Raw genomic sequence first — 25,918 nt, 5'->3', positions numbered from 1 at the left:
GATGCAGGATCTGCTGAAGGTAGCCATTCCAAAAGGGCGAATCGTCAAACACATTCACCGGTTGTTCCAGGGAGCGGGTTTGCCGCTGCCGGAAGATCTGGACGATTCGCGCAAATTTATTATTCCCGTGCCGGAGATGGGCATGGAATTTATCGTGGCGAAGCCGGCCGATGTGCCGACTTATGTGGAATATGGCGTTGCCGATATCGGCATTGCCGGCAAGGACGTCATGATGGAGGAAAATCGGAACGTGTACGAGCTGCTCGATCTTGGCATCGCCCGCTGCCGCTTTTCCGTCATCGGACTGCCGGACTGGATGCCTTCCGCCAATCCTCGCGTGGCGAGCAAGTTTCCGAATGTCGCTTCGCAATATTTTCGCGAGAAAGGCCAGCAGGTCGAAGTGATTAAGCTGAACGGCAACGTCGAACTGGCCCCGCTGATCGGCCTCGCCGACCGGATCGTCGATCTGGTTGAGACGGGCAACACGATCCGCGAGAACGGGCTGGTTGAGCTCGAGAAGATCGCCGACATTACAAGCCGGCTGATCGCCAACCGGGTCAGCTATCGGATGAAAAACGGCGCCGTGCAACTATTATGCGACCGGCTGCAGGATGCCATTACCCAGTCCGCGGCCGGCGGACGATGAACGGAGGTGCTATTGCAGTGATTCGGATTATGAAAGCAAGCGAGTTTGGGCTCAACCGCGAAGTGGAATACGGAACGCCGGAGCAGAACCGGACCGTGGAGCGCATCCTGGACAATGTGCGGGCGGAAGGCGATGCCGCGGTGCTGCGTTACACCGAGCAGTTCGATAAAGTGAAGCTGAACGCTTCACAGCTTCGCGTGACGGAGGAGGAAATCCAGGCGGCCTACGACCGGGTGGAGCCGAAGTTTATCGAAGCGCTGCGCCGCGCGGCCGCCAATATCCGCAGCTTCCACGAGAAGCAGAAGCGCAGTACATGGATGGACGTTCAGCCGGACGGCACGATCATCGGGCAGTTGTTCCGGCCGCTGCGCCGGGTCGGACTGTATGTTCCGGGAGGCAAGGCAGCATACCCGTCGTCTGTGCTTATGAACGCGATTCCGGCGCAGGTGGCCGGCGTACCGGAAATTGTGATGGTTACCCCAGCTTCCACAGGGGGCAAGGAAGGGATCGATCCTTACATTCTCGTAGCCGCTGCGGAAGCAGGCATTCACGAGATGTACCGGGTTGGCGGAGCGCAGGCGGTCGCCGCGCTCGCCTATGGAACGGATACGATCGCGCCGGTTGACAAGATTGTCGGCCCCGGTAATATTTATGTGGCGCTGGCGAAACGGTACGTCTACGGTGTGGTTGATATCGACAGCATTGCCGGACCGAGCGAAATTCTCGTGCTTGCGGACGACAGCGCCGATCCGGCCTATATCGCCGCCGATTTGCTGTCGCAGGCGGAGCATGACGAGATGGCGTCATCCATTCTGGTGACGACGTCGAAGACGCTGGCGGCGGCGGTGCAAACCGAGGTGGCGAGGCAGCTCGAGACGCTGCCGCGCAAGGCGATAGCAGAGCAGTCCATTCGCGAGCGCGGCGCCATCCTGCTGGCGGACAACGAAGCCGAGGCGGTCGCCACGTCGAACCGGCTAGCTCCGGAACATTTGGAGCTGCTTGTCTACGAGCCGTTCGGCTGGCTTGGCCGCATCGAGAACGCCGGAGCGATTTTCGTAGGACCGTACAGCACCGAGCCGGTTGGCGATTATTTCGCCGGACCGAACCATATTTTGCCGACGAACGGCACGGCACGATTCTCTTCGCCGCTGAATGTCGACGATTTCGTCAAGAAATCGAGCGTCATCCATTACAGCAAGGAAGCGCTGCTGCGGGACGGGGAAGACATCATGACGCTGGCGAAGCACGAAGGGCTGGAAGCCCACGCAAGAGCGGTTGAGATCCGATTGGTAAAGGAAGGGAAGCGCCCATGAGCGAAACGAAGAACCACGAGCCGCGTACGGCCTCGATTGAACGGAAAACGAACGAAACGAACATCAAGCTGTCGCTGAACGTAGACGGTACGGGCGTATCGCAGATCGCCTCGGACGTCCATTTCATGAATCATATGCTCGATCTGTTTACGAAGCACGGTCAGTTCGATCTGCACGTCGATGCTGAAGGAGATATCGAGATCGACGATCATCATACGACGGAGGATATGGGCATTTGTCTCGGTCATGCGCTGCGCGAAGCGCTCGGCGACAAGCGAGGCATTAAGCGCTACGCGAACGTGTTCGTGCCGATGGACGAAGCGCTCGCTCAGGTTGCGATCGATATTAGCAACAGGCCGCATCTCGAATTCCGGGCCGAGTTTCCGTCGGCGCAGGTAGGCAGCTTTACGACCGAGCTCGTGCACGAGTTTTTGTGGAAATTCGCTTTGGAGGCGCGCATTACGCTGCATGTTATCGTTCATTACGGCCGCAACACGCACCATATGGTGGAGGCGATCTTTAAAGCGCTCGGACGGGCGCTCGACGAGGCGACTACGATCGATCCGCGCGTGAAGGGCGTTCCTTCCACGAAAGGAGTGCTCTAAGTCGTGATTGCCATCATCGATTACGGCATGGGCAATTTGCACAGCGTCAGCAAAGCGGTGGAGCGGCTCGGTTACGAGGCCGTTCTGACCTCCGATCCGGATGAGATTATGGCTGCGGACGGCGCCATATTGCCGGGCGTCGGCGCTTTCGGCGATGCGATGGACAATCTTCGCGAAACCGGCTTGCAGAGCGCCGTGCTGCGCTATGCGGAGAGCGGCAAGCCGCTGCTCGGCATATGCCTCGGCATGCAGCTGTTGTTCTCGGAGAGCGAGGAGCACGGACGCCACGAAGGGCTCGGCCTGCTGCCGGGCAAGGTGGTCCGTTTCCGCGGCCCGTACAAGGTACCGCATATGGGCTGGAACAAGCTGTCGTTTCGCCAGTCCTCGCCGCTGTTCGAAGGACTCGCGGAAGGGCATGTGTACTTCGTTCACTCGTACCATGCGATTCCGGAGGCTACGGCCGATCTGCTCGCGACGACCGATTATTATCAGGCGGTTACGGCGATCGTAGGCCGCGGCAACGTGTTCGGGATGCAGTTTCACCCGGAGAAAAGCGGCGAGCTCGGCATGTTATTGCTCGGCCAATTCCTGAAGCTGTGCGGAGCGGCTCCGAAATCGTCGGTAAAAGCAGGGAACGCCCCATGAAATTCAGACCGTGCATCGACCTGCATCAAGGCAAAGTGAAGCAGATTGTAGGGGAAACGCTGCAGCCGGACGCAAGCCGTGTCGTCGAAAACTTCGTATCCAGTCAAACGCCCGACCACTACGCGGCCATGTACCGCGAAGACGGCTTGACCGGGGGGCATATTATTATGCTCGGCGGCGGCAACGAGGAGGCGGCGGAGCAAGCGCTCGGGGCCTATCCCGGAGGGATGCAGATCGGCGGCGGCATCCGCGCAGACAACGCAGAGCGTTACATCGCGCTCGGTGCTTCCCACGTCATCGTAACTTCTTACATTTTTCAAGATGGCAAACTGAACATGGACCATCTGGACGCGATTGTGAAGGCAGTCGGCAAAGAGCGGCTCGTCATCGACTTAAGCTGCAAGGAGCGGGATGGCAAATATTACGTCGTGACGAATCAGTGGCGCACGTTCAGCGATTTTGAAGTGAACGCTGAGGGGATACGGCGTCTCGAAGCGTACTGCGACGAGTTCCTCATTCATGCCGTAGACGTGGAAGGCAAGCGCGAAGGCGTACAGGAGCGGCTCGCGGCGGGGCTGGCGGAATGGACGACGATTCCGACGACGTACGCCGGCGGCGCCAGGTCTCTGGACGATCTGGAGCGGTTCCGCCGCATTACGGACGGCAGACTGGACATTACGATCGGCAGCGCGCTCGATATTTTCGGCGGGCAGCTTCCGTATCGCGACGTGATCGCCTTTTGCCGCTCGTAGAAGCGGTTTCTAGGTTCATTATTATATGTTTCGGGGTTATCTTGAGAGGAGGGATTCCATGCTGGCGAAACGAATTATCCCGTGTCTCGACGTCAAGGACGGCCGTGTCGTGAAAGGCGTCAATTTCGTCAATCTGCGGGATGCCGGCGATCCTGTCGAATTGGCAGCCGCCTATGACCAGGAAGGCGCCGACGAGCTCGTGTTTCTGGACATATCCGCTTCGGTTGAAGGGCGGGCGACGATGATCGAGGTCGTCAAAAAAACGGCCGGTGAAATTACGATCCCGTTCACGGTCGGCGGCGGCATATCCAGCGTCGACGATATGAAACGGCTGCTTCGGGCGGGGGCGGACAAAATCGGCATTAACACCGCCGCCGTGAAAAATCCGCAGCTCGTTGCGGACGGAGCGGCGAAGTTCGGTTCCCAGTGCATCGTCGTGGCGGTCGACGCCAAATATAACGAGGCATGGGACGAATGGGAAGTATTCACGCACGGCGGGCGAAATGGGACCGGCATCAAAGCGCTCGAATGGGTGCAGCGGGTCGAGGCGCTCGGCGCGGGCGAAATATTGCTGACGAGCATGGACGCCGACGGGACGAAGGACGGCTTCGATGTGCGGCTGACCCGCGCCGTATCCGAAAGCGTGGGCATTCCGGTCATCGCTTCGGGCGGAGCGGGACGCAAGGAGCATTTTTACGATGTGTTTACGCAAGGAAAAGCGGACGCGGGCCTGGCGGCGACCATTTTTCACTATAAAGAAATGACGATCGAGGAAGTTAAAAGCGATCTGCGGGATAAAGGGGTGGAAATCCGATGAGCGAACAAACGTTCGAACAATTGGCGGAAGCGATCAAATGGGACGGGCAAGGACTTGTGCCGGCGATCGTTCAAGACGCGATCAGCAAAGAAGTGCTCATGCTGGCCTACATGAACGCCGAATCGCTGCGGCAAACGCTGGAATCGGGCGAGACCTGGTTCTGGAGCCGGTCCCGCTCGGAGCTGTGGCATAAAGGCGCAACGAGCGGCCATATTCAGAAGGTGCGCTCGCTTTCGTACGATTGCGACGGCGACACGCTGCTCGTCAAGGTGGAGCAGGCCGGGCCCGCTTGCCATACGGGCGCTTACAGCTGCTTCCATAACAGCGTAACAGGCGCGGAAGAGCAGCCAACCGGGAACCGGTACGACATCCTGGACAAGCTGGAGGAAATTATCGCCCGGCGCGATGCGGAACGTCCAGAGGGGGCGTATACCACGTATTTGTTCGAAAAAGGCGTCGACAAAATATTGAAGAAGGTCGGCGAGGAAGCGGCCGAGGTGATCATCGCGGCGAAAAATCGCAGCCATGAGGAGCTGCGCTATGAAGCTAGCGATCTGATCTTCCATCTGCTGGTGCTGCTGCGCGAGCAAAAGCTACCGCTGGACGATCTGCTGGCGGAGCTTGGGCGCCGGCATCTTAAGCAGAAGAGCGAATACGCCATCAGCGATTGATGGCATTGAAGGCGAGCATTCGCCGATGTCTCGGTAGACGAGCGTCGGCGTTTTTCGCCGTTTACAGTGAAACTCCGAGCTCTTGTTTTACCGAGCATTATCCAGTATTGGCTGCAAGCCGCTCATACAGGAAAAAATCTTCCAATTACTTTGTGACGAATTGATGAATTGCGTAGCTGAATCCTTTTGAAAAAAGATGTCGACGGAGTATAATAAGATTGGACATCTTGGCAAACGGTGTCTACTCGTCAAGTTAAGTTTTGATGAACCGTGTCGAAAGGTTTTAACCATTTTAGGAGGTAACCATGTACAAGGATAATTGTAAAGTGTTTTCCGGATCGTCCAATCCGAAGCTGGCGGAGCGCATTTGCGTCGAGCTTGGTATACCGCTCGGACAAATCAAGCTTTCGCGCTTTAAAAGCGGGGAAGTGTACTGCGTATACGAGGAATCGATCCGAAACTGCGACGTTTTTCTGGTTCAGACGTTCTCGCATCCGATCAACGATCATTTCGTAGAGCTGCTCGTCATGATCGATGCGGCCAAACGCGCTTCGGCCAGAACGATCAACCTCGTTATCCCGTACTATGGTTACTCCAGACAAGAACGCAAATCCGCACCGCGCGAGCCGATCTCTGCCAAACTCGTCGCCGATGTCCTTACGACCGCGGGCGCGCATCGCGTTCTTACCGTCGATCTGCATGCACCGGCCATTCAGGCTTTCTTTAATATACCGGTCGATCATCTGACCGCACTCGATCTGATCAGCGATTATATCCGCAACAAAAAAATTCCGAATCCCGTTGTCGTATCTCCGGATGCCGGACGTGCCACGACGGCGGAAAATTTGGCGAACATTCTCAATGCGCCGTTCGCCATTATGATCAAAAAGCGTCTTGCCCACAACGAAGCGACCATTACCCACGTCATCGGCGACGTCGAAGGCCGCACGCCGATCATTATCGAAGATATGATCGATACCGGCGGGACGATCGTCAAGGTCGTCGAAGGGCTCAAGGAACGGGGAGCGGCCGACGCCTTCGTCTGCGCCACGCATCCGGTATTTTCCGGTCCGGCGCTGCAGCGTCTCGATCATCCGAACATCCAGGAGGTCATCATTACCGACTCGATCGCGCTGCCGGAAGGACATCCGAGCCGCTTTAAAGTATTGTCGCTTGCGCACCTGTTCTCCGACGCGATTCGAATCATTAACGACGGCGGATCGATCAGCACGCTCTTCAAATACGGCGGCGTATAAGACGGCTATCTGACGGGGCCTCCGGCGGCTGATACACCGATCGCGGCTGCAAGCAAAGCAGTAGGTAATCTGATCGATGTGTGTTATACTTTGAAATAAGATCAGTTTCCGGAGGTGCCTGAAGTATGGCAAGGAAAAAGCATGTGGCAGGGACGAACAAGCGCAATGTCATCAACGTCCAGATGGATGCCACGTTCTTTTTCGAGAGGGCCGTTCATTCGCTCGACCGAAACCGTTACGATAAGGCGCTGAAATATTTTCGCCGGGCTGCCGAGTTTGAACCGGATAATCCGGTCAATCATTGCAATTTGGCGGGCGTGTTGTCGGAAACGGGCAGATACGAAGAGTCGAACCGCATATTGCAGCATATCGTCGAGCAAATCGATCCGTCCATGACTGAGTGCTATTTTTATATGGCGAACAACTACGCCAATATGGAAAGCTACGAAGCTGCGGAAGAAGCGCTCGTTTACTATTTGGAACACGACCCGAACGGCCACTATCTCGAAGAAGCGGAAGAAATGATGGAGCTGCTCGGCTATGAGCTGGATCGCCCGACGAAGCTGACCTCGATCAAGAGCCGAGAAGGCATGTTTGAGCACGACAAGGCGCGCACGCTGCTGGAGGAAGGCAAGTTTTCGGAAGCGGTGCGAATATTGGAGAAGCTTGTCAAGAAATCGCCGGATTTTTTGGCGGCGCGCAACAACCTCGCACTGGCCTACTATTATATGGGCTTGTTCGACAAAGCGATGGTTACGATCGGCGAGGTGCTCGAGCTTGAACCGGGCAACATACACGCGCTGTGCAATTTGGCGATTTTTTACCAGCACGGCGGGAACAAGGAACAGCTTGCCGAGCTGCTGGAAAGCTTACGCAAGACGTACCCGATCCATTACGATCATGTATTCAAGCTGGCTACGACGATGGGGATCTTGTCCGAGCATGAGACCGCATATCGTCTGTTTCGGCGTTTGCTGAAAACCGGCGAGTCGGGGCTCGACCCGTGTCTTTACCACTATACCGCTGTAGCGGCCTGCAACATCGGTAAATACGCCGAAGCGGAGAAGCTGTGGCATACGGTGGAGAAGCTCGATCCCGGCACGGATATTCCCCGTTATTATATGGAGCAGATGAAGGAGATACGCGGCGGGAGCCCCAGAACGCTCGGTTATCATTACCATCTGCCGTTCGAGGAGCAGTTCCGCGTGCTGGAAACGGCGGCAGGCGGCATACCCGATCATATGAAGCGGGACCCGCTCGTTCGTTCGTCCTTTTTCTGGGCGCTTCGACACGGCGACGTGGAGACGAAGCTTCAGGTGATCCAGGCATTCGGCATTATTGCCGACAGCGAAGTGGAAGACGCGCTGCGCGCCTTTTTGCTGGACCCGGAGGAAGACGAATATTTGAAAAAGGTCGCCATTTTCGTCTTGCGCAACATGCGGGCGAAGGAGCCCATATTCGTCAATCTGGACGGCAGGGAAACGCCGCTGGCCGCTTCGCCTTGGTCGCCGAATCTGCCCGTATGGAAAGAGGAATGGCAGCAGGTCATGGAAACCGCGCTCCGCAAAATGGATAAGCGGTACGATATGATTCAGCAGCACGATTTGGAGACACTATGGGTGGAATTTCTCAGCCGCGTGTACCCGGACGTTCCGAAGATCGGAAAGCTGGAAGGCTGGGCCGCCGCGCTTGAATATTTAACTGCCAAAATGCATCGCCGGGAAATTTCGTATCACGAAGTTTCGCTGCGTTACGGCATCTCGATCACGACGGTGAGCAAGCATGTGAAATATATCGACCGCACTTGCGGATTGAAAGAAAAGATGGATGCGATTTTCCCGAAGCTGGCTACCTCGGAGCCGCTATAATCGAAACCGCCGACATCCTTAACATCCTTATATTGGCATCCTGGAGGAGGAGAGAGACTATGTACAAGACGATTGTCATCGGCACAGGCCCGGCAGGGCTGACCGCCGCGATTTATTTGGCTCGCGCGAACTTGAACCCGCTCGTCATCGAAGGACCGGAACCGGGCGGACAGCTTACGACAACGACGGAAGTTGAAAATTTCCCAGGCTTCCCCGAAGGTATTATGGGGCCCGAGCTGATGGACAACATGCGCAAGCAGGCCGAGAAGTTCGGCGCTCAGTTCCGCACGGGCTGGGTTAATGAAGTCGATATGTCCAAGCGGCCGTTTAAGCTGAAGATCGAAGGCGGCGAAGAGCTTGTCGCCGAAACGCTCATTATCTCCACCGGGGCTTCCGCCAAGCTGCTCGGGATCGAGAACGAGAAGGACAATATCGGCCGCGGCGTCAGCACTTGCGCCACTTGCGACGGATTTTTCTTCCGCAACAAAAAAATTATCGTTGTCGGCGGCGGCGATTCCGCGATGGAGGAAGCGAACTTCCTGACCCGTTTCGGCTCGGAGGTGCGGATTGTGCATCGCCGCAGCGAGCTGCGGGCGTCCAAAATCATGCAGGATCGCGCGAAGGAAAATCCGAAAGTCGTATGGAGCCTGAACAAAACCCCGCTCGGCGTCATCGCCGGGGAAAAAGGCGTCACCGGGCTCAAGGTGAAGGACAGCGATACCGGTATTGAAGAAGTGCTTGAAACCGACGGCATTTTCGTCGCGATCGGTCATACGCCGAACACCGGATTTTTGAAGGGCCAGCTGAACACCGACGAGCTCGGCTATCTGGTCGTAAATCCGGGAACTTCCGAAACGAACGTACCGGGCGTATTCGCTTGCGGCGACGTGCAGGATCATAAATACCGTCAGGCGATTACGGCTGCAGGCAGCGGTTGTATGGCGGCTCTCGATTGCGAGAAGTTCTTGGAGGGGCATTCGGTTCACGACTGGAGCGTCTCGCTGTAAAGAATAAAACGAGCTGAAGGAGGACCTCGTGTTCTCCTTTTCGTTTTGCTGCGGTCGGCAGAGGTAGGTGCTTCGGGCCGCCCTGCAGGCGGTTTCCGGCAGCTTTTGTAAATCCCCCGCTTTACTTGACCTGGGCGGCAAGCCTAGCTTATAGTGGGTACAGAACAATACAAATTTCGGTTGAGGTGACATACGGGAATGTCGGAGAAGATTTATATCGGCGTTGATTTGGGCGGCACCAGTGTGAAGGTGGGCATTTGCGACGAGCAAGGCAGTCTGCTGCAAACCTATGAAGGTCCGACAGGGGTTGAAGACGGACCGGCAGCGGTGCTGGACCGCATCGCGCAGTATGTGAAACAAATCGTGTCCGACTCCGCTTACCAGTGGGAGCAGGTAGCAGGTGTCGGAGCCGGAATCGCGGGATTCCTTGACATCGCAACGGGAACCGTCCTGTTCGCTCCGAATCTGCGCTGGGAAAATGTCGCCGTTAAACAAGAGCTCGAAACGCGTCTGCAACTGCCGGTTGCGATCGACAACGATGCCAACGTGGCCGCGCTCGGAGAAGCTTGGAGCGGCGCCGGGGCGGGACTTCAACATATTGTGGCGTTTACGCTTGGTACGGGCGTCGGCGGCGGCATCATTATCGACGGGCGGATTTATCAAGGCTTTCGCGGAATGGCCGGGGAGCTCGGTCATATTAAAGTCGTCCCGGATCTCGAAGCGATTCAGTGCGGCTGCGGCCAGTTAGGGTGCGTGGAAACGGTTTCGTCCGCGACCGGCATCGTGCGTATGGCCAAGGATGCGGTGCAGCGCGGCGAGGCGACGTCCCTGTCGCTGAACGAATCGATCTCGGCCAAAGACGTATTCGATGCCGCGAAGGACGGAGACGAGGTAGCGGTCCGGATCGTTAAACGCGCCGCTTATTATTTGGGCAAGGCGATGGCGGCCGTGGCCGTTGTGCTCAACCCGCAGCGGTTCGTCATCGGTGGCGGCGTATCGCGCGCCGGGGATATTCTATTTAACGAAATTCGCAAAGTGTACGCCCAAAACGTCCCGGACGTATTCACGCAAGGGGTCGACATCGTGCCGGCCAAGCTTGGCAATGACGCTGGAATTGTCGGCGCCGCCGGATTAAATTTGAAGTAACGCTCATACAATGAACTACGAAAGCCGTTCAAGTTTTCGTTAGGGCCGGCGTGTCTTTAGGCGATGGGAGGGAACGCGCATGGAGGACAGCCCGAATGTAGCGAAGCTGGTTATTATTACAGGCATGTCGGGAGCGGGAAAAACGATCGCGGTCCAAAGCCTCGAGGACCTTGGCTTTTTCTGCGTCGACAATTTGCCGCCCGTTCTCATTCCGAAGTTTGCGGAGCTGATCGATCAGTCGAAAGGGCGTATCGGCAAGGTGGCGCTAGTGATCGATTTGCGCGGGCGCGAATTTTTTACGTCCTTATCTGAATCGCTCCGTACAATAAAGGAAAACTATACGATAACGTACGAAATTTTGTTTCTGGACGCCACCGACCAAACGCTCGTGCAGCGCTACAAGGAGAGCCGCCGCCGGCATCCGCTCGCTCCGGAGGGGCTGCCGCTCGAGGGAATTCAGCTTGAGCGCAAGCTGCTGGAAGAGCTGAAGGGGATGGCGTCGCAGGTTATCGATACGAGCAGTCTGAAGCCGGCTGAGCTGAAGGAACGTATCGTTTCCCGGTTTACGAGCATCGGCAAAGGCAGCATTTCCGTTAATGTGATCTCGTTCGGCTTCAAATACGGAGTGCCGATCGATGCCGATCTTATCTTCGACGTTCGTTTTTTGCCGAATCCGCATTATGTGGAGCACCTCAGACCGAATACGGGGCAAGATCCGGACGTATACGATTATGTGATGAAGTGGAACGAGACGCAGGAGTTTTTGACCAAGCTGATCGATATGCTGCAATTCCTCATCCCGAAGTACGCCAAGGAAGGCAAAAGCCAGGTCGTCGTCGGCATCGGCTGTACGGGCGGCAAGCATCGGTCGGTCGCCATTGCGGAATATTTGGGCAAAATGCTCGGTAACAGCGAAACGGAAACTGTGCGCGTCAGCCACCGGGACGCCGATCGCGATCGCCGTCCCGAGGTGAGCCGATGAGCGTGGACCAGCAGGAGCATCACCAGCCCCGTATCGTCGTAATCGGCGGGGGAACGGGGCTATCCGTCATGCTGCGGGGGCTCAAGGAGAAGCCGCTCGACATTACGGCGATCGTAACGGTCGCGGACGACGGGGGGAGCTCCGGCGTGCTGCGGAGCGAGCTGCAGATCCCGCCTCCCGGCGATATTCGCAATGTGCTGATCGCGCTTGCCGACGTGGAGCCTCTTCTGTCGCAGATGCTTCAGCACCGCTTCTCCAGCGGTACGGGGCTTGCCGGCCACAGTCTCGGCAACTTGATTCTCGCCGCGATGAAGGACATTACGGGCGATTTCGTGGACGGGGTCAAGGCGCTGAGCCGCGTACTCGCCGTAAGGGGCAGGGTGCTGCCCGCAAGCGACCAGCAAATCGTGCTGAAGGCGGAGATGGAGGACGGCAGAGTCATTGTCGGCGAATCGAATATTCCGAAAGCGGGAGGCAAAATCAAGCGGGTATTCATCGATCCGTCCGACGTCAGCCCGCTGGAGGAGGCGGTGGAAGCGGTTCGCGACGCCGACGCGATCCTGATCGGCCCGGGAAGCTTGTATACGAGCATTATGCCGAACCTGCTCGTGCCGAAGCTGGCCGAAACGATCGCCCGGTCGGAAGCGGTGAAGCTGTTCGTCTGCAATGTGATGACGCAGCCAGGCGAAACCGATGATTTTTCCGTCAGCGATCATCTGCGGGCGATACACGATCATATCGGCCACCACATGTTTGATTACATCATAGTGAATAACGGAGAAATCCCGCCGCAGGTGTTAAGTAAATATGCGGAAAAGGGCGCGAAAGCGGTACACTTGGACATGGACGAAGTAAACCGGCTAGGTTACAAAGTTATCGCGGATCGGCTCGTGTTATACCGTACTTACTTGCGCCACGATGCGGAAAGGCTGAGCGAGCGTATTTACGAGCTTGTGGACAGCTGGATGGGGCGAAAGTTGAGGTGACGGGCATGTCTTTTGCGGCGCAAACGAAAAAAGAGCTGACGATGGTAGAAGGCGAAGAATGCTGCGAACAAGCGGAGCTGGCCGCGCTCATTCGAATGAACGGAGCCGTACAGCTGACGAATCAGCGCATCGTCCTCGACATTTCTACCGAAAACGCGGCCATCGCCCGGCGCATTTACATGCTGATCAAAAAAAACTACGATCTGCATACGGAGCTGCTCGTTCGCAAAAAGATGAGACTGAAGAAAAACAACGTCTACATCGTGCGGGTTCCGAACAAGGTGCAGGAAGTGCTGCAAAGCCTGCATATCGTCTCCGAAGGGTTTCAGTTTACGCCTGGGATCGATAAGCGGATCGTAAAAAGCAATTGCTGCAGGCGGGCTTATTTGCGGGGTGCCTTCATGGCAGGAGGGTCGGTCAACAACCCGGAAGGGTCGTCCTACCACCTGGAGATTGCCTCGATGTATGAGGAGCATTGTCACGCGTTGTGCGGGTTAGCCAACCGCTTTCAGCTGAATGCGCGCTGTATCGAACGCAAAAAAGGTTATGTGCTGTACATGAAGGAAGGCGAGAAGATCATCCAGTTTTTGAACCTCATCGGGGCGCATCAGGCGCTGCTCCGCTTTGAGGATGTGCGTATCATGAAAGATATGCGCAATTCCGTCAATCGGATCGTTAATTGCGAAACGGCCAACCTGAACAAGACGATCGGCGCCGCAGTCCGGCAAATCGATAACATTCGTTATTTGCAAAAGGAAGTAGGACTCGATCAACTGCCGGAGAAGCTGCGGGAGGTCGCCGAAATCCGGCTTTTGCACCCCGACATGAACCTGAAGGAAGTGGGGGAGCTGCTGAAAGGCGGCGTCAGCAAGTCTGGCGTCAACCATCGGCTGAGAAAGCTTGACGATCTGGCCGAAAAAATGAGGAATTCTTGAATGTTCGGAATTTGACGCCTCGTCTTCTTTAATTGACGGGCGAGAAATGATATAATATGTAAATAATCGATTTGATCAGAACGTTGACCATATGATGTAGGGGGTATCGTTTGATGACCAGACGGCCAGCAGTCGTTAGACTCAGAACGGGCTTGCATGCAAGACCCGCGGCATTGTTCGTGCAGGAAGCGAACAAATTTTCCTCGGAGATTTTCGTCGAGAAGGACGATAAAAAAGTGAATGCCAAAAGCATTATGGGCATTATGAGCCTTGCGATTAGCTCCGGCACCGAAGTTCACATTAGTGCAGAAGGTTCGGACGCAGAGCAGGCTGTAACCGCTTTAGTCGCCTTGGTAGGCAAAGAGGAATTGGAGAATCAATAAGAGCGGCTTATCGCCTGCGATAAACGCTCGTCCATACCGAAAGCTTCCTTTCACGAGGAAGCTTTTTGCGTTTTCCGAAAGCTCTGTTTCCGGAATACAACTGCGCCGTAAACGCAGGTCTATATGATGCAACCTTTTGCCGAAATTTGCGTCTAATGTTAGGCAAGCCCAACGATACATATAGAAAGAGTGGAGAGAGCAGTGAGCAGTAGAGGACCCAAGAAATGGGCCGTTTTCGCGCTATTTTTCGCGCTCATCGTCGGTTCCGTCACTTCCGCTTCGGGTGCAGGCACATCCGTTTCGACAAGCACGATGGAAATATGGCTGAAGCTGGATGAGCCGGTCGCGTACATCGACGGCAAAAAGATGGAATTGGAAACGCCGGGGGTGCTCAAGGACGGAAATACCCGGTACGTGCCGATTAAGTTTCTCGGCGACCAGATGGGCATCGATGTGAAGTTTAATGCAAAGACAAAGCGGACCGAAATCGGTACTCCACGAGCCAAAATCGAGGTCGATGCGGAGAACAAGGCCGTGTACATTAACGGCGTTTATCTGGTGTTCGACTCCGTCGCCCGCATGTTTAACGACAAGCTGATGGTGAAGGAAAGCTGGCTGTTCGATTTTTTGGGAGCCAAGTATACGTTTAACGCCGAGCAGAAAAGGCTCGAAATTACATACGTGAAAAAACCGCCGTCACGCGTCGACGAGAAAGGAAACTCGCGTCCGGTGGCCCGCTTTACGTTTGGGAAGCCGGTCTACAAAATCGGCGAGCCGGTCCAGTATATCGACCTCAGCTACGATCCCGACGCCGAAGGCCTTGTCTACGAATGGGAGGGCAAGGAGGAGGCGTTCTTTTACCCCGGCAAATATTTGGTCAAGCTGAAGGTGAAGGACGGCGGAGGACTCGTCAGCGATGTGTATTCCCGTTACATCGAAGTGACGAAAGACGTCATGTACGATTCTCCGATGGATTTCAAGCTGCATACGTACCCGCTGCAATCGCTGATCAAAACGAACTGGACGGAAGTGTATGCATATTTCAACGACTTGCCGGCTTTCGACAAGAAAGTGACCGAGGATCGCTCGCGCAAGCTGCTCGTCAGCGACAGTCCGGAAACGTTCGAGGAAAAAGGCATATTGTACACCGATACGGTTAACGGGAAAGCGCGGCTGTACGCGGACCATATTAACGGCATGAAGGAAAAGGTACAGTTCGTTATTATGGCAACGAATAAAGGCTCGAAGCCGGTTACCGTCAAAACGACGAATAAAGGCGAGGTGTACCCGTCGATCTACGCGAATCTGATCGGTCACGAGGCTTCCGTCGAGTTTCTTCTCGGCGACAAGCGCGACGACGATCTGATCGTTCCGCCGGGCCAGTCGCGCTTGTATGTGCAGATGCCGGACTTTTTGCCCGGACAAGGCGTAAACGTCATTTACGACGTCGAGACGGACGGCCCGGTCGAGTTCGCCTTCATGGCGATGGATGCGAGCATCGAAACGCCGATCTCCACATATCCGCTGCTGTATAAGCAGCTTCCGAGAGACCAGCATATTCGCGGGACGTTCCCGATTACGGAAAAGCGCTGGGATATCGATGCAAGCTCGTTTGAGCGGACAACGCGCCTCATTTTCGGCGATAACGAATACGATACTTGGCAGACAGGCTACGATCCGACTACGAAAATGGAAGTGACGGACGACGGCAACTACGGCGTCGTATACAAAATCCATTCGGACAAGCCGCGCAAAATGGCGATATTGCTGCAAGCCCGCGGCGGCCCGTTCAAGGGTCCGTTCAAAATTAACGGCGAATTCGTGCTGGCGCCGCCGTCCGGCGTCATTACGGCATTCGAATCGGTGCAGATTTTGGCGCGCACGACCGGCACGGAGCCTTCGCTCGATATCGAATTTACGCCGCCTGCCGGCTCGGCATTCCCGATGAACCTGATTTTCTACCCGCTCGATTAATCGGGAGAGGGCAAACCAAAAACCGATCCAAGGTCAAATGGCCTCGGGTCGGTTTTGTTGTTTAGGCGATTAAATTTTGGATACGACTTTGTCGACCAAGCCGTATGCCACCGCTTCTTCCGCACTCATGAAGTAATCGCGGTCGGTGTCTTTGTCGACGCGCTCCAGCGGCTGTCCGCTGCGCTCGGCCAAAATGCCGTTCAGCTTCTCACGAAGCTTGATGATCCGTTTGGCGCGAATCTCGATATCGCTTGCCTGTCCTTCGGCTCCTCCGAGCGGCTGGTGAATCATCACTTCACTGTTCGGCAGCGCGTAACGTTTGCCTTTCGCACCGGCAGCGAGCAGGAAGGCTCCCATCGAAGCGGCCATGCCGACGCAGATTGTGGAGACGTCCGGCTTAATGAACTGCATCGTATCGTATATGGCCATACCGGCCGTAATCGAACCGCCGGGGCTGTTGATGTACAGGCTGATGTCTTTGTCCGGGTCTTGCGCGGCCAGGAACAGCATTTGCGCGATGATGGCATTGGCAACCGCATCGTTAACCGGCGTTCCTAGGAAGATGATCCGATCCTTCAGAAGACGGGAATAAATATCGTACCCGCGTTCGCCGCGTGCGTCCTGTTCGACTACCATTGGAATAAAACTCATGGGACATTAGCCTCCTTTTGGCTCATGCGTATATTCCGCGCCATATTCGGGCGGCGGAAATATCGGCCTAGCGTATAGTTTAGGGTGGGAAACTATCCCTATCATAGCGCAAATCGAATCAAAGGTCAAGAAAGGTCAAATCAAATTCCGGAGCAATTTGGTTCGTTTCTTGCTTCCATTATCCTGTATGTCCCCGAATCGTCTATAAAATACAAAAAACGTCCGAAAGGGACGTTTGGTTCGTTCATATTTAAGCGCGCTCGCAAGGAATCGAACCTTGATCTCAGGCTCCGGAGGCCTACGTCATATCCATTGGACCACGAGCGCATGTGTGAAGCTTAGCTGCATCTAATTTCAGACGCAAAATTTATTATATACAAGCATAGGGGGAATTGCAAGCTTTTTGTTGAAATGAGTTTTTGCTTCCGGCAAAACGGCTCGATTGCCGTTAATGGTGTTAAATTTTGTATAAGCGCCAAAAAGCCGCTCCAGTCGCCTTGCATTTTCAGAAAAAGATGCATATAATAAAAATGAGCTTGCGGGACATAAAATGTATATGCGGGACTTGAAATGTCCCGATAACCATCCGCAGTAACTGGTTGCGGGAGTGTGTCCGTAGTCGATGAGGCAAATATTAGATATTCAAAAGCGGCTTTTGCCGGATTTGACCGACGTGCTGAAGAAGCGGTATACGATTCTGCACCATATTTCCTCAACGGGGACGGTTGGCCGGCGTGCGCTCGCCGCTCATCTGGAGCTGACCGAACGGGTGCTGCGAGCCGAGGTCGACTTTCTGAAGGAGCAAGGGCTGCTCGTGACCGAATCGTCGGGAATGAAGCTCAGCGAATCCGGACGCAAGCTGCTGGAGGACATGGAGCCGATCGTGAAGGAAATGCTCGGACTCTCGTATTTGGAGGACACGCTGCGCGACAGGTTCTCGCTGAAGCGGGTCGTCATCGTACCGGGAGACAGCGATCAGTCGGAGCTGACGAAGAAGGAGCTTGGCCGCGTCGGAGCCTCGGAGCTGCGCAGATTCGCTTCCAAGGACGACGTCATCGCTCTTGCGGGCGGGTCCACGCTGGCGGAAGTGGCCAACTATATGACGCCGACGGCTCATATGAAGGGCAATATGTTCGTGCCGGCGCGCGGTGGCTTGGGCGAAAGCGTAGAGCTGCAAGCGAACTCGATCGCCTCGATCATGGCCAAAAAAACGGGCGGCGAATACCGGCTGCTGCACGTGCCCGATCATCTGGGCGAGGAAGCCTATGTATCTCTCATGCAAGATCCGAACATACTGGAAGTGGTAGAAGTGATTCGGAGCGCTAGAATCGTCGTGCACGGCATCGGCGACGCGATGGTTATGGCGAAGCGGCGGAAGGTCGACAAGCAGACGATCGAAGAGCTGTTGGAGCAGGGCGCGCTGGCGGAAGCGTTCGGGTACTATTTTGACCGCGCAGGCCAGGTTGTGCATAAGATGCCTACAGTTGGACTTAGGCTCGAGGACATCCAGAAGACGGAGGTTGTGATCGCCGTAGCCGGAGGAAAAAGCAAAGCCGAAGCGATTGCCGCCGTGATGAAGTTCGGCCATGAGGACGTGCTCGTCACCGACGAAGCGGCCGCTACCGAACTGATGCGTTACGTGTAAGGCGCGATCAGGAAACAGTTATCTTGACGGGCTCCCGGGCTTGTCTTGACATAAACGATTTCATAAGCTCAAGGAGGAATTACTATGGTAAAAGTAGGTATTAACGGATTTGGACGTATTGGACGCAACGTATTCCGTGCAGCTCTTAACAACCCTGAAGTAGAAATCGTAGCGATCAACGATTTGACGGACGTTAGCACGCTGGCGCACCTGCTCAAATACGATACGACGCATGGCCGTTTGAACGCAACCGTTGAAGCGGGCGAAGGCGCGCTGTATGTTAACGGCAAACAAATCAAAGTATTCGCAGAGCGCGATCCGGGCAACCTGCCTTGGGCATCCGTAGGCGTTGAAATCGTCGTTGAATCGACCGGTATTTTCACGGCTAAGGAAAAAGCGGAAGCGCATCTGAAAGGCGGCGCGAAAAAAGTTATCATTTCCGCACCGGCTACGAACGAAGACATCACGATCGTTATGGGCGTTAACGACGACCAATACGATGCTTCCAAACATACGATCATCTCCAACGCTTCCTGTACGACGAACTGTCTCGCTCCTTTTGCGAAAGTGCTGCACGAAAAGTTCGGTATCGTCAAAGGCATGATGAGCACGATCCACTCGTACACGAACGACCAGCAAGTGCTCGACCTGCCGCACAAAGACTTGCGTCGTGCGCGCGCAGCTGCCGAGAACATCATTCCTTCGACGACTGGTGCTGCGAAAGCCGTATCGCTCGTATTGCCTGAGCTGAAGGGCAAATTGAACGGCATGTCGTTCCGCGTGCCGACTCCGAACGTATCTGTAACCGACCTCGTTGCCGAATTGAAAGTGAACGTAACGGTTGACGAAGTGAACGCAGCTTTGAAAGAAGCAGCGGAAAGCGGCGCGCTCAAAGGCATCCTGAACTACACCGAAGAGCCGCTCGTATCGAGCGATTTCAACGGCGACCCGGCTTCCTCCACGATTGACGCGCTGTCGACGATGGTCGTAGGCGACAACCTCGTGAAAGTCGTTTCGTGGTACGACAACGAGTGGGGCTACTCCAACCGCGTTGTAGACCTCGCCGCTTTCATCGCCAGCAAAGGTCTGTAATCGAATAGCAGGACGGGAAGGGGAGAAGCGATTCTCCTCTTTCCCTGCGTTTTTCAGGCTGCAATAACGCCCGAAGGACGCTCTGTAAGGCTCTGGAATCCCGATCGGAATGCCAATCCTAGCACCCGTTTTAAGGAGGAACTAAGCATGAACAAAAAAAGCGTCCGGGACATCGATGTATCCGGCAAAAAAGTGTTCGTTCGCGTCGACTTCAACGTACCGCTCGAAAACGGCGCCATTACGGACGATACGCGCATTCGCGAAACGCTGCCGACGATCCGTTATTTGATCGAGAAAGGCGCAAAGGTTATTTTGGCAAGCCATCTCGGCCGTCCGAAGGGACAAGTCGTCGAAGAAATGAGACTGACTCCGGTTGCGGCCCGTCTGTCGGAGCTGCTCGGCAAGCCGGTAACGAAGGCGGACGAAGCGATCGGCGATGCAGTCAAAGCGCAGGCTGACGCTCTGAAGGCCGGCGACGTGTTGCTGCTTGAAAACGTTCGCTTCTATGCGGGCGAAGAGAAGAACGATCCGGAGCTGGCAGGGCAGTTCGCCTCGCTCGCGGACGTTTACGTGAACGACGCTTTCGGCGCCGCTCATCGCGCCCATGCTTCCACGGAAGGCATCGCGCACCATTTGCCGGCCGTATCGGGCCTTCTTATGGAGAAGGAGCTGGAAGTGCTCGGCAAAGCGCTGAACAATCCGGAGCGTCCGTTTACGGCGATCGTAGGCGGCTCCAAGGTGAAGGACAAAATCGGCGTCATCGACCATCTGCTGAATATCGCCGATAACCTGCTGATCGGGGGCGGCTTGTCGTACACGTTCCTGAAGGCGCAAGGCTACGAAATCGGCAAATCGCTCGTAGACAACGAGAAGCTTGATCTGACGCTCCAGTTTCTGAAGAAAGCAAAAGAAAAAGGCTGCAACCTGATGCTGCCGGTCGACATCGTCGTCGGCGACGACTTCAGCAACGATGCGAATACGAAGGTTGTGCCGATCTCGGAAATTCCGGCCGACTGGGAAGGCTTCGATATCGGGCCGAAAACGCGCGCGCTGTATGCGGACGTCATCGCGAAGTCGAAGCTGGTCGTCTGGAACGGACCGATGGGCGTGTTCGAACTGAACCCTTACTTGAACGGAACGAAGGCGGTCGCCGAAGCGTGCGCCTCCACAAGCGGTTATACGGTCATTGGCGGCGGGGATTCCGCGGCGGCGGCCGAGAAGTTCCATCTGGCCGATAAAATGGATCATATTTCCACGGGCGGCGGGGCTTCGCTCGAGTTTATGGAAGGCAAGGCGCTTCCGGGCGTAGTTGCTTTGAACGATAAATAAGGAATGTACAAGCTGAAAGGAGCGGATCCGTACACGATGAGAACTCCCATTATCGCAGGCAACTGGAAAATGTTCAAAACGGTAAAAGAAGCGGTCGCATTCATCGAGGACGTAAAAGGCAAAGCGGAAGTCGCCGGCGTTGAGAGCGTCATTTGCGCGCCGTACACGAATTTGCCCGCTTTGACCGAAGCGGTTCAAGGCACCTCGCTCAAAATCGGCGCGCAAAACGTCCATTTTGAAGACAGCGGCGCGTTCACCGGAGAAATCAGCGGCCTTATGCTGAAGGAGATTGGCGTCGATTATGTGATTATCGGCCACTCCGAGCGCCGCGCTTATTTCGCCGAGACGGATGAGATCGTAAATAAAAAGGTTCTTGCCGCGTTCAAGCACGGCTTGCTGCCGATCGTCTGCGTTGGTGAATCGCTCGAAGAGCGTGAAGCGGGCAAGACGAAGGACGTATGCCGCGTACAAACGGAAGCAGCTTTGCAAGGCTTGACCGAAGCGCAAGCGGCGCAGGTCGTTGTTGCCTACGAGCCGATCTGGGCGATCGGTACGGGAAAAACGTCTACGGCTGAAGATGCGGGCGAAGTGATCGGTTATATTCGCGAGCGCATCGCCGCTCAGTTTAATTCGGATGTGGCGGGCAAAGTCCGCATTCAATACGGCGGCAGCGTCAAGCCGAACAACATCCGCGAGTTCATGCAGCACCCGGACATCGACGGCGCGCTTGTGGGCGGTGCCAGCCTGGAGCCGGCGTCCTACATCTCGTTGGTCGAGGGGGCGCGCTGAATGTCCAGACCTAAACCGGTTGCGCTTATCATTATGGACGGCTTCGGCCTTCGCGGGGAGACGGCGGGCAATGCCGTCGCCCAGGCGAACAAGCCGAACTATGACCGCTACATGGCAACGTACCCGAACACGACGCTAGTCGCTTGCGGCGAAGCGGTCGGGCTTCCGGAAGGACAGATGGGCAACTCCGAGGTCGGTCATCTGAACATCGGAGCGGGGCGCGTCGTATATCAGGACTTGACGCGCATTACGAAGTCGATTCGCGACGGAGACTTTTACGATAACGAGACGCTGCTCGGCGCCGTTCGTCACGCCAAGGAAAACGGGAAGAAGCTGCATCTGTACGGGCTTCTTTCCGACGGCGGCGTGCACAGCCATATCGATCACCTGCTGGCTCTGCTTGATCTGGCGAAAAAGGAAGGCCTCAGCGAAGTGTTCATTCATGCGTTCCTGGACGGCCGCGACGTCGCGCCGGACAGCGCCAAAGGGTACATCGAGCGGCTGCAGGCGCATATCCGCGAAATCGGCGTAGGCCGGATCGCAACGGTGCAGGGCCGGTACTACGCCATGGACCGCGACAAGCGCTGGGAACGTACGGAGAAGTCTTACCGCGCGATGGTGTACGGGGATGGGCCGTCGTATACGGACCCGATCCAGGCGGTTACGGAATCGTACGAGAAGTCGGTATACGACGAATTCGTCATGCCTACGGTTATCGTGGACGAAGCGGACAAGCCGGTTGGACTCGTCGAGTCGGACGATTCGGTTGTTTTCTTCAACTTCCGTCCGGACCGGGCGATTCAGCTCTCGCAAGTATTCACGAATGAAGACTTCCGCGGCTTCGACCGGGGGCCGAAATGCCCGCACGGCTTGCATTTTGTTTGTTTGACGCTGTTTAGTGAAACCGTAGGCGGCTTCGTTGCGTATAAACCGAAGAATCTCGATAATACGCTCGGCGAGGTGCTTGTGCAGAACAACATGAAGCAGCTTCGCATCGCCGAAACGGAAAAGTATCCGCATGTGACATTCTTTTTCAGCGGCGGCCGCGATGTCGAGCTGCCGGGCGAAACGCGCGTCCTGATCGCTTCGCCGAAAGTCGCGACCTACGATTTGAAGCCGGAAATGAGCGCCTACGAAGTGGCAGAGGCGGCCGTGAAGGAAATCGAGGCGGAGAAGCACGACGCTATCATCCTTAATTTCGCCAATCCCGACATGGTGGGCCACTCCGGCATGCTGGAGCCTACGATCAAGGCGGTCGAAGCGACGGACGAATGCATGGGCAAAGTGGTGGAGGCGGTACTCGCCAAGGGCGGAGTCGTCCTCATTACGGCCGATCACGGCAACGCCGATATGGTGTTCGACGAGAACGGTCGTCCATTTACCGCCCATACGACGAATCCGGTGCCTTTCATTGTGACGGACAAATCTGTTACACTAAGAAACGATGGCATTTTGGCGGATATCGCGCCTACGATTCTTGATTTGCTGCAGCTGGCGAAGCCGGGCGAGATGACAGGGACGACGCTGCTCGCTTCCCGGAAGTGAACCGGTTCCCGGTCGCGGAATTTCCGCAACCGGGACGGTTTCAACTGCTTCTGCCCCGCTTGCACAGCACATATTTTATCTATAACGATGAAGGAGTGTTCACGAACGATGACTATCATTTCCGACGTTTATGCACGCGAAGTGCTCGATTCCCGCGGCAATCCAACCGTAGAGGTTGAAGTATTCCTCGAGTCCGGCGCTAAAGGCCATGCAATCGTTCCATCCGGCGCTTCGACCGGCGCTTACGAAGCTGTAGAGCTTCGCGATGGCGACAAAGGCCGCTACCTTGGCAAAGGCGTTATCAAAGCGGTTGAGAACGTCAATTCGATTATCGCACCGGAAATTATCGGCCTTGATGCTTTGGATCAAGTCGCCATCGACAATAAAATGATCGCTCTGGACGGTACGCCGAACAAAGCGAAGCTCGGAGCCAACGCGATTCTCGCCGTTTCGATGGCAGTAGCGCGCGCAGCGGCCGACGCTCTGAACGTGCCTTTGTACGTATACCTCGGCGGCTTTAACGCCAAGCAGCTTCCGGTTCCGATGATGAACATCATCAACGGCGGCGCTCATGCGGACAACAACGTCGACGTGCAAGAATTCATGGTGCTTCCGGTTGGCGCGTCTTCGTTCAAAGAAGCACTCCGCTGGGGTACGGAAATTTTCCATAACCTCAAAGCCGTATTGAAAGACAAAGGCCTTAACACCGCAGTAGGCGACGAAGGCGGCTTCGCGCCGAACCTTAGCTCCAACGAAGAGGCGATCCAAACGATCATCTCCGCGATCGAGCGCGCAGGCTACAAGCCGGGCGTAGACGTGTTCCTCGGTATGGACGTCGCTTCGACCGAGTTTTACAAAGACGGCAAGTATCACCTGGAAGGCGAAGGCAAGTCGTACACGTCGGAAGAGTTCGTAAACTTCCTCGCTTCCTGGGTGGACAAATATCCGATCATCACGATCGAAGACGGCTGTGCGGAAGACGACTGGGCCGGCTGGAAGCTGCTCACCGAGAAGCTCGGCGGCAAAGTTCAGCTCGTCGGCGACGACTTGTTCGTGACGAACACGACTCGTTTGTCCCAAGGTATTGAGCAAAACATCGGTAATTCGATCCTTGTAAAGGTGAACCAAATCGGTTCCTTGACGGAAACGTTCGACGCAATCGAAATGGCTCAGCGCGCAGGCTACACGGCCGTTATTTCGCACCGTTCGGGCGAAAGCGAAGACAGCACGATCGCCGATATCGCCGTTGCTACGAATGCCGGTCAAATCAAGACGGGCGCTCCGTCGCGTACGGACCGCGTTGCGAAGTACAACCAATTGCTTCGCATCGAAGACCAGCTCGGCTCGACTGCTAAATATTTAGGCCGTCAATCGTTCTACAACTTGAAAAACTTCAGATAATCACGGAAGAGGAGCGGATTCCGGTGAGTCGATGGATCGTTACGATTTTATTTGTAGTCGGGTGTGCCATTTTGACGAACTGGCTTCCCTTCTCTTCTTTTTTCCGCAATGTCGACACGATGGTGCACGAGCTTGGTCATGCCGTCGTGACGATGCTGCTGTCCGGCAAAGTGCTGTATATTCAGCTGTACTCAAACCACAGCGGCGTAACGTACTCCTACATCGAAAGCGGCTGGAAGACGATTCCGCTCGGCTTGTCCGGCTACATCACTGCTTCGCTGTTCGCGGCTTTTCTGTTCGTCATGTATGCCAAAGGCAAGCTGCGCGTCGGCTTCGTCGCCATGTCGCTGCTGGCGGTTGTATCCCTCGCTTTTTTCGTCAACAACTCGTTCGGCGTTTTGTGGCTGATCGGCTTTATTATCGTGAACGGGATCGCGATGTTTCTACCGTATCCTTCGATTCGCAAATTTTATTATTTGCTCGTCGCTTTTATCTGTCTCGAGGAATCGGTATGGGGCCCGATCAATCTGCTTATGATGTCGGTTATGACACCGGGGCAAGCGGGCGATGCAACCGGTTTGAGCCGTTCGACGGGCATACCGGCTATCGTGTGGTCGATCGTATTTTTGCTCGTCGCGCTGTTCTGCGCGCGTAAAGCGATCTATGCGTTCATCGGCAACAGGAGATCGAGAAACGCGGGCTCGTCCCGCTGGGAAAGCCAGGCTTGAATATGGGAGCGAAGTCGCCCTTCTAGGGGCGGCTTTTTTTGTAGTTTACGGTATTTACTGCTAACGGAACTAAAGATTGGTACTCCTAATTATTATGCCGAATGCAGGAGATTGGAGGAGCGGAGTGGAACATTCGCATCTGGAGCAGCAAAGCGGTCGCCTTTATAATCGGATTCCAACTTCTAAAATTTCCATCAAGGAATCCGATTGTAAGAGCGAGTGGAAGATCGAATGTTCCCGCAGTGGCCGTGTCCATGCTTACACTGCTCCTTATGCGATTTCCCTGCTGCCAATTGGACGCAACCTTGTAATTGGACGTCCTATATGGTACAATAAATTTTGCTTTGCATGATTCCTACTGGATATGTGGATCAACGATCGTACACGTAGATACATAGGGAATATGAATAGGAGGTGGATCAGATGGAAATCTTCTTGAAAATTTTGCTGGTCATAGCATCGATCGGACTTATTGCAGTGGTGCTGCTGCAAAAAGGGAAAAGCGCGGGGTTGTCCGGCGCGATCTCCGGGGGTGCGGAACACCTGTTCGGCAAGACGAAGGCACGCGGTCTAGAGTTGCTTCTTTCGCGGGTAACGGTTGGTTTCGCGGTTGCGTTTTTCTTGTTATCCCTAATCGCAGCATACGTAGTTAAAGCGTAATGATCGAACCGATGCAGCAGGTGCTAAAGCTCCTGCTGCTTTTTTAGTTGATAAAGAGAAGTTTAAAGTACTGAAGCGTCAAGCGAAACGAA

Annotated in this window: 25 protein-coding genes and 1 tRNA gene; 24 read left to right on the top strand and 2 right to left on the bottom strand. The window is 55.4% G+C overall.

The features are described 5' to 3' along the window. Window position 1: 1 nt before the first annotated feature. From hisG to D7M11_RS26390, 16 genes are all read left to right on the top strand, one after another. Window positions 2–646, top strand: coding sequence for an ATP phosphoribosyltransferase (gene hisG / locus D7M11_RS26465; RefSeq protein ID WP_120750270.1), 645 nt, complete (start codon window positions 2–4; stop codon window positions 644–646). Window positions 647–666: 20 nt separating this feature from the next. Then, window positions 667–1,959, top strand: a complete 1,293-nt coding sequence (gene hisD / locus D7M11_RS26460) for a histidinol dehydrogenase (protein ID WP_120750288.1) — start codon at window positions 667–669, stop codon at window positions 1,957–1,959. Beyond that, complete coding sequence (hisB, locus tag D7M11_RS26455) at window positions 1,956–2,564, top strand: imidazoleglycerol-phosphate dehydratase HisB (RefSeq protein ID WP_120750269.1); 609 nt, start codon at window positions 1,956–1,958, stop codon at window positions 2,562–2,564. Before hisD ends, hisB begins: the two co-directional genes overlap by 4 nt. A 3-nt stretch (window positions 2,565–2,567) precedes the next feature. Next, window positions 2,568–3,209 carry an imidazole glycerol phosphate synthase subunit HisH gene (gene hisH, locus D7M11_RS26450; RefSeq protein ID WP_120750268.1) on the top strand — a complete coding sequence of 214 codons (642 nt, stop codon included), beginning with the start codon at window positions 2,568–2,570 and terminating at the stop codon, window positions 3,207–3,209. Continuing rightward, window positions 3,206–3,961: a phosphoribosylformimino-5-aminoimidazole carboxamide ribotide isomerase gene (gene hisA, locus D7M11_RS26445; protein ID WP_120750267.1), complete on the top strand. Its 756-nt coding sequence runs from the start codon at window positions 3,206–3,208 to the stop codon at window positions 3,959–3,961. Before hisH ends, hisA begins: the two co-directional genes overlap by 4 nt. 58 nt (window positions 3,962–4,019) lie before the next feature. Beyond that, window positions 4,020–4,778: an imidazole glycerol phosphate synthase subunit HisF gene (hisF, locus tag D7M11_RS26440; RefSeq protein ID WP_120750266.1), complete on the top strand. Its 759-nt coding sequence runs from the start codon at window positions 4,020–4,022 to the stop codon at window positions 4,776–4,778. After that, window positions 4,775–5,449: a bifunctional phosphoribosyl-AMP cyclohydrolase/phosphoribosyl-ATP diphosphatase HisIE gene (hisIE, locus tag D7M11_RS26435; RefSeq protein WP_120750265.1), complete on the top strand. Its 675-nt coding sequence runs from the start codon at window positions 4,775–4,777 to the stop codon at window positions 5,447–5,449. Before hisF ends, hisIE begins: the two co-directional genes overlap by 4 nt. Before the next feature lie 305 nt (window positions 5,450–5,754). Further along, on the top strand, window positions 5,755–6,705 hold the full coding sequence (locus D7M11_RS26430; protein ID WP_120750264.1) for a ribose-phosphate diphosphokinase: 951 nt from the start codon (window positions 5,755–5,757) through the stop codon (window positions 6,703–6,705). A 125-nt stretch (window positions 6,706–6,830) separates the two neighbouring features. Continuing rightward, on the top strand, window positions 6,831–8,573 hold the full coding sequence (locus D7M11_RS26425; protein ID WP_120750263.1) for a tetratricopeptide repeat protein: 1,743 nt from the start codon (window positions 6,831–6,833) through the stop codon (window positions 8,571–8,573). Window positions 8,574–8,632: 59 nt separating this feature from the next. Further along, a complete protein-coding gene (trxB, locus tag D7M11_RS26420; protein ID WP_120750262.1) occupies window positions 8,633–9,580 on the top strand; it encodes a thioredoxin-disulfide reductase in 948 nt (315 codons plus the stop codon). A 198-nt stretch (window positions 9,581–9,778) separates the two neighbouring features. Further along, window positions 9,779–10,726, top strand: coding sequence for an ROK family glucokinase (locus D7M11_RS26415; protein WP_120750261.1), 948 nt, complete (start codon window positions 9,779–9,781; stop codon window positions 10,724–10,726). Window positions 10,727–10,805: 79 nt separating this feature from the next. Next, complete coding sequence (gene rapZ, locus D7M11_RS26410) at window positions 10,806–11,708, top strand: RNase adapter RapZ (RefSeq protein ID WP_120750260.1); 903 nt, start codon at window positions 10,806–10,808, stop codon at window positions 11,706–11,708. Beyond that, window positions 11,705–12,694, top strand: a complete 990-nt coding sequence (locus D7M11_RS26405) for a gluconeogenesis factor YvcK family protein (protein WP_120750259.1) — start codon at window positions 11,705–11,707, stop codon at window positions 12,692–12,694. Before rapZ ends, D7M11_RS26405 begins: the two co-directional genes overlap by 4 nt. 5 nt (window positions 12,695–12,699) lie before the next feature. Continuing rightward, complete coding sequence (gene whiA / locus D7M11_RS26400; RefSeq protein ID WP_120750287.1) at window positions 12,700–13,629, top strand: DNA-binding protein WhiA; 930 nt, start codon at window positions 12,700–12,702, stop codon at window positions 13,627–13,629. Window positions 13,630–13,742: 113 nt separating this feature from the next. Beyond that, window positions 13,743–14,012: an HPr family phosphocarrier protein gene (locus D7M11_RS26395; RefSeq protein ID WP_110842828.1), complete on the top strand. Its 270-nt coding sequence runs from the start codon at window positions 13,743–13,745 to the stop codon at window positions 14,010–14,012. Window positions 14,013–14,213: 201 nt separating this feature from the next. Further along, window positions 14,214–15,986, top strand: a complete 1,773-nt coding sequence (locus D7M11_RS26390; RefSeq protein ID WP_120750258.1) for a stalk domain-containing protein — start codon at window positions 14,214–14,216, stop codon at window positions 15,984–15,986. 69 nt (window positions 15,987–16,055) lie between these two features. Here D7M11_RS26390 and clpP read toward each other — a convergent pair whose 3' ends face one another. Both clpP and D7M11_RS26380 read right to left on the bottom strand, forming a co-directional pair. Further along, window positions 16,056–16,637 (bottom strand): ATP-dependent Clp endopeptidase proteolytic subunit ClpP, encoded by a 582-nt coding sequence (gene clpP / locus D7M11_RS26385; RefSeq protein WP_120750257.1) that lies wholly within the window; start codon window positions 16,635–16,637, stop codon window positions 16,056–16,058. Between the two features lie 255 nt (window positions 16,638–16,892). Beyond that, a tRNA-Arg gene (locus D7M11_RS26380) sits at window positions 16,893–16,964 on the bottom strand. A 295-nt stretch (window positions 16,965–17,259) separates the two neighbouring features. Between D7M11_RS26380 and D7M11_RS26375 the strand changes: the two genes are divergently transcribed. The 8 genes from D7M11_RS26375 to secG all read left to right on the top strand — a co-directional run bounded on the left by D7M11_RS26375 (window position 17,260) and on the right by secG (window position 25,826). Next, window positions 17,260–18,282, top strand: a complete 1,023-nt coding sequence (locus D7M11_RS26375) for a sugar-binding transcriptional regulator (protein ID WP_120750256.1) — start codon at window positions 17,260–17,262, stop codon at window positions 18,280–18,282. Between the two features lie 84 nt (window positions 18,283–18,366). Continuing rightward, a complete protein-coding gene (gene gap / locus D7M11_RS26370) occupies window positions 18,367–19,374 on the top strand; it encodes a type I glyceraldehyde-3-phosphate dehydrogenase (protein WP_120750255.1) in 1,008 nt (335 codons plus the stop codon). A gap of 147 nt (window positions 19,375–19,521) precedes the next feature. After that, window positions 19,522–20,703, top strand: coding sequence for a phosphoglycerate kinase (locus D7M11_RS26365; RefSeq protein WP_120750254.1), 1,182 nt, complete (start codon window positions 19,522–19,524; stop codon window positions 20,701–20,703). Window positions 20,704–20,739: 36 nt separating this feature from the next. Then, entirely contained in the window at window positions 20,740–21,492 is a 753-nt protein-coding gene (gene tpiA, locus D7M11_RS26360) for a triose-phosphate isomerase (protein WP_120750286.1), read from the top strand. Beyond that, entirely contained in the window at window positions 21,493–23,037 is a 1,545-nt protein-coding gene (gpmI, locus tag D7M11_RS26355) for a 2,3-bisphosphoglycerate-independent phosphoglycerate mutase (RefSeq protein ID WP_120750253.1), read from the top strand. A 108-nt stretch (window positions 23,038–23,145) separates the two neighbouring features. Next, window positions 23,146–24,438 carry a phosphopyruvate hydratase gene (gene eno, locus D7M11_RS26350; protein WP_120750252.1) on the top strand — a complete coding sequence of 431 codons (1,293 nt, stop codon included), beginning with the start codon at window positions 23,146–23,148 and terminating at the stop codon, window positions 24,436–24,438. 23 nt (window positions 24,439–24,461) lie between these two features. Beyond that, window positions 24,462–25,166 carry a M50 family metallopeptidase gene (locus tag D7M11_RS26345; protein WP_120750251.1) on the top strand — a complete coding sequence of 235 codons (705 nt, stop codon included), beginning with the start codon at window positions 24,462–24,464 and terminating at the stop codon, window positions 25,164–25,166. 423 nt (window positions 25,167–25,589) lie between these two features. Continuing rightward, window positions 25,590–25,826 (top strand): preprotein translocase subunit SecG, encoded by a 237-nt coding sequence (gene secG / locus D7M11_RS26340; protein WP_120750250.1) that lies wholly within the window; start codon window positions 25,590–25,592, stop codon window positions 25,824–25,826. The last annotated feature ends 92 nt before the right edge of the window (window positions 25,827–25,918 follow it).

Origin of the sequence: Paenibacillus ginsengarvi (assembly GCF_003626695.1) — a bacterium.
Taxonomy (GTDB): Bacteria; Bacillota; Bacilli; order Paenibacillales; family NBRC-103111; genus Paenibacillus_AB; species Paenibacillus_AB ginsengarvi.
The sequence above is the reverse complement of the archived record's forward strand: the minus strand, read 5'-3'. Positions and strand labels throughout refer to the sequence as shown.

What these genes read in the sequence shown, in the direction of transcription:
- hisG (WP_120750270.1), top strand. Translation starts at nt 2, where the DNA reads ATGCAGGATCTGCTGAAGGTAGCCATTCCAAAAGGGCGAATCGTCAAA.
- hisB (WP_120750269.1), top strand. Translation starts at nt 1,956, where the DNA reads ATGAGCGAAACGAAGAACCACGAGCCGCGTACGGCCTCGATTGAACGG.
- hisA (WP_120750267.1), top strand. Translation starts at nt 3,206, where the DNA reads ATGAAATTCAGACCGTGCATCGACCTGCATCAAGGCAAAGTGAAGCAG.
- hisF (WP_120750266.1), top strand. Translation starts at nt 4,020, where the DNA reads ATGCTGGCGAAACGAATTATCCCGTGTCTCGACGTCAAGGACGGCCGT.
- hisIE (WP_120750265.1), top strand. Translation starts at nt 4,775, where the DNA reads ATGAGCGAACAAACGTTCGAACAATTGGCGGAAGCGATCAAATGGGAC.
- D7M11_RS26430 (WP_120750264.1), top strand. Translation starts at nt 5,755, where the DNA reads ATGTACAAGGATAATTGTAAAGTGTTTTCCGGATCGTCCAATCCGAAG.
- D7M11_RS26425 (WP_120750263.1), top strand. Translation starts at nt 6,831, where the DNA reads ATGGCAAGGAAAAAGCATGTGGCAGGGACGAACAAGCGCAATGTCATC.
- trxB (WP_120750262.1), top strand. Translation starts at nt 8,633, where the DNA reads ATGTACAAGACGATTGTCATCGGCACAGGCCCGGCAGGGCTGACCGCC.
- D7M11_RS26415 (WP_120750261.1), top strand. Translation starts at nt 9,779, where the DNA reads ATGTCGGAGAAGATTTATATCGGCGTTGATTTGGGCGGCACCAGTGTG.
- rapZ (WP_120750260.1), top strand. Translation starts at nt 10,806, where the DNA reads ATGGAGGACAGCCCGAATGTAGCGAAGCTGGTTATTATTACAGGCATG.
- D7M11_RS26405 (WP_120750259.1), top strand. Translation starts at nt 11,705, where the DNA reads ATGAGCGTGGACCAGCAGGAGCATCACCAGCCCCGTATCGTCGTAATC.
- whiA (WP_120750287.1), top strand. Translation starts at nt 12,700, where the DNA reads ATGTCTTTTGCGGCGCAAACGAAAAAAGAGCTGACGATGGTAGAAGGC.
- D7M11_RS26395 (WP_110842828.1), top strand. Translation starts at nt 13,743, where the DNA reads ATGACCAGACGGCCAGCAGTCGTTAGACTCAGAACGGGCTTGCATGCA.
- clpP (WP_120750257.1), bottom strand. Translation starts at nt 16,637, where the DNA reads ATGAGTTTTATTCCAATGGTAGTCGAACAGGACGCACGCGGCGAACGC.
- D7M11_RS26375 (WP_120750256.1), top strand. Translation starts at nt 17,260, where the DNA reads ATGAGGCAAATATTAGATATTCAAAAGCGGCTTTTGCCGGATTTGACC.
- gap (WP_120750255.1), top strand. Translation starts at nt 18,367, where the DNA reads ATGGTAAAAGTAGGTATTAACGGATTTGGACGTATTGGACGCAACGTA.
- D7M11_RS26365 (WP_120750254.1), top strand. Translation starts at nt 19,522, where the DNA reads ATGAACAAAAAAAGCGTCCGGGACATCGATGTATCCGGCAAAAAAGTG.
- tpiA (WP_120750286.1), top strand. Translation starts at nt 20,740, where the DNA reads ATGAGAACTCCCATTATCGCAGGCAACTGGAAAATGTTCAAAACGGTA.
- gpmI (WP_120750253.1), top strand. Translation starts at nt 21,493, where the DNA reads ATGTCCAGACCTAAACCGGTTGCGCTTATCATTATGGACGGCTTCGGC.
- eno (WP_120750252.1), top strand. Translation starts at nt 23,146, where the DNA reads ATGACTATCATTTCCGACGTTTATGCACGCGAAGTGCTCGATTCCCGC.
- secG (WP_120750250.1), top strand. Translation starts at nt 25,590, where the DNA reads ATGGAAATCTTCTTGAAAATTTTGCTGGTCATAGCATCGATCGGACTT.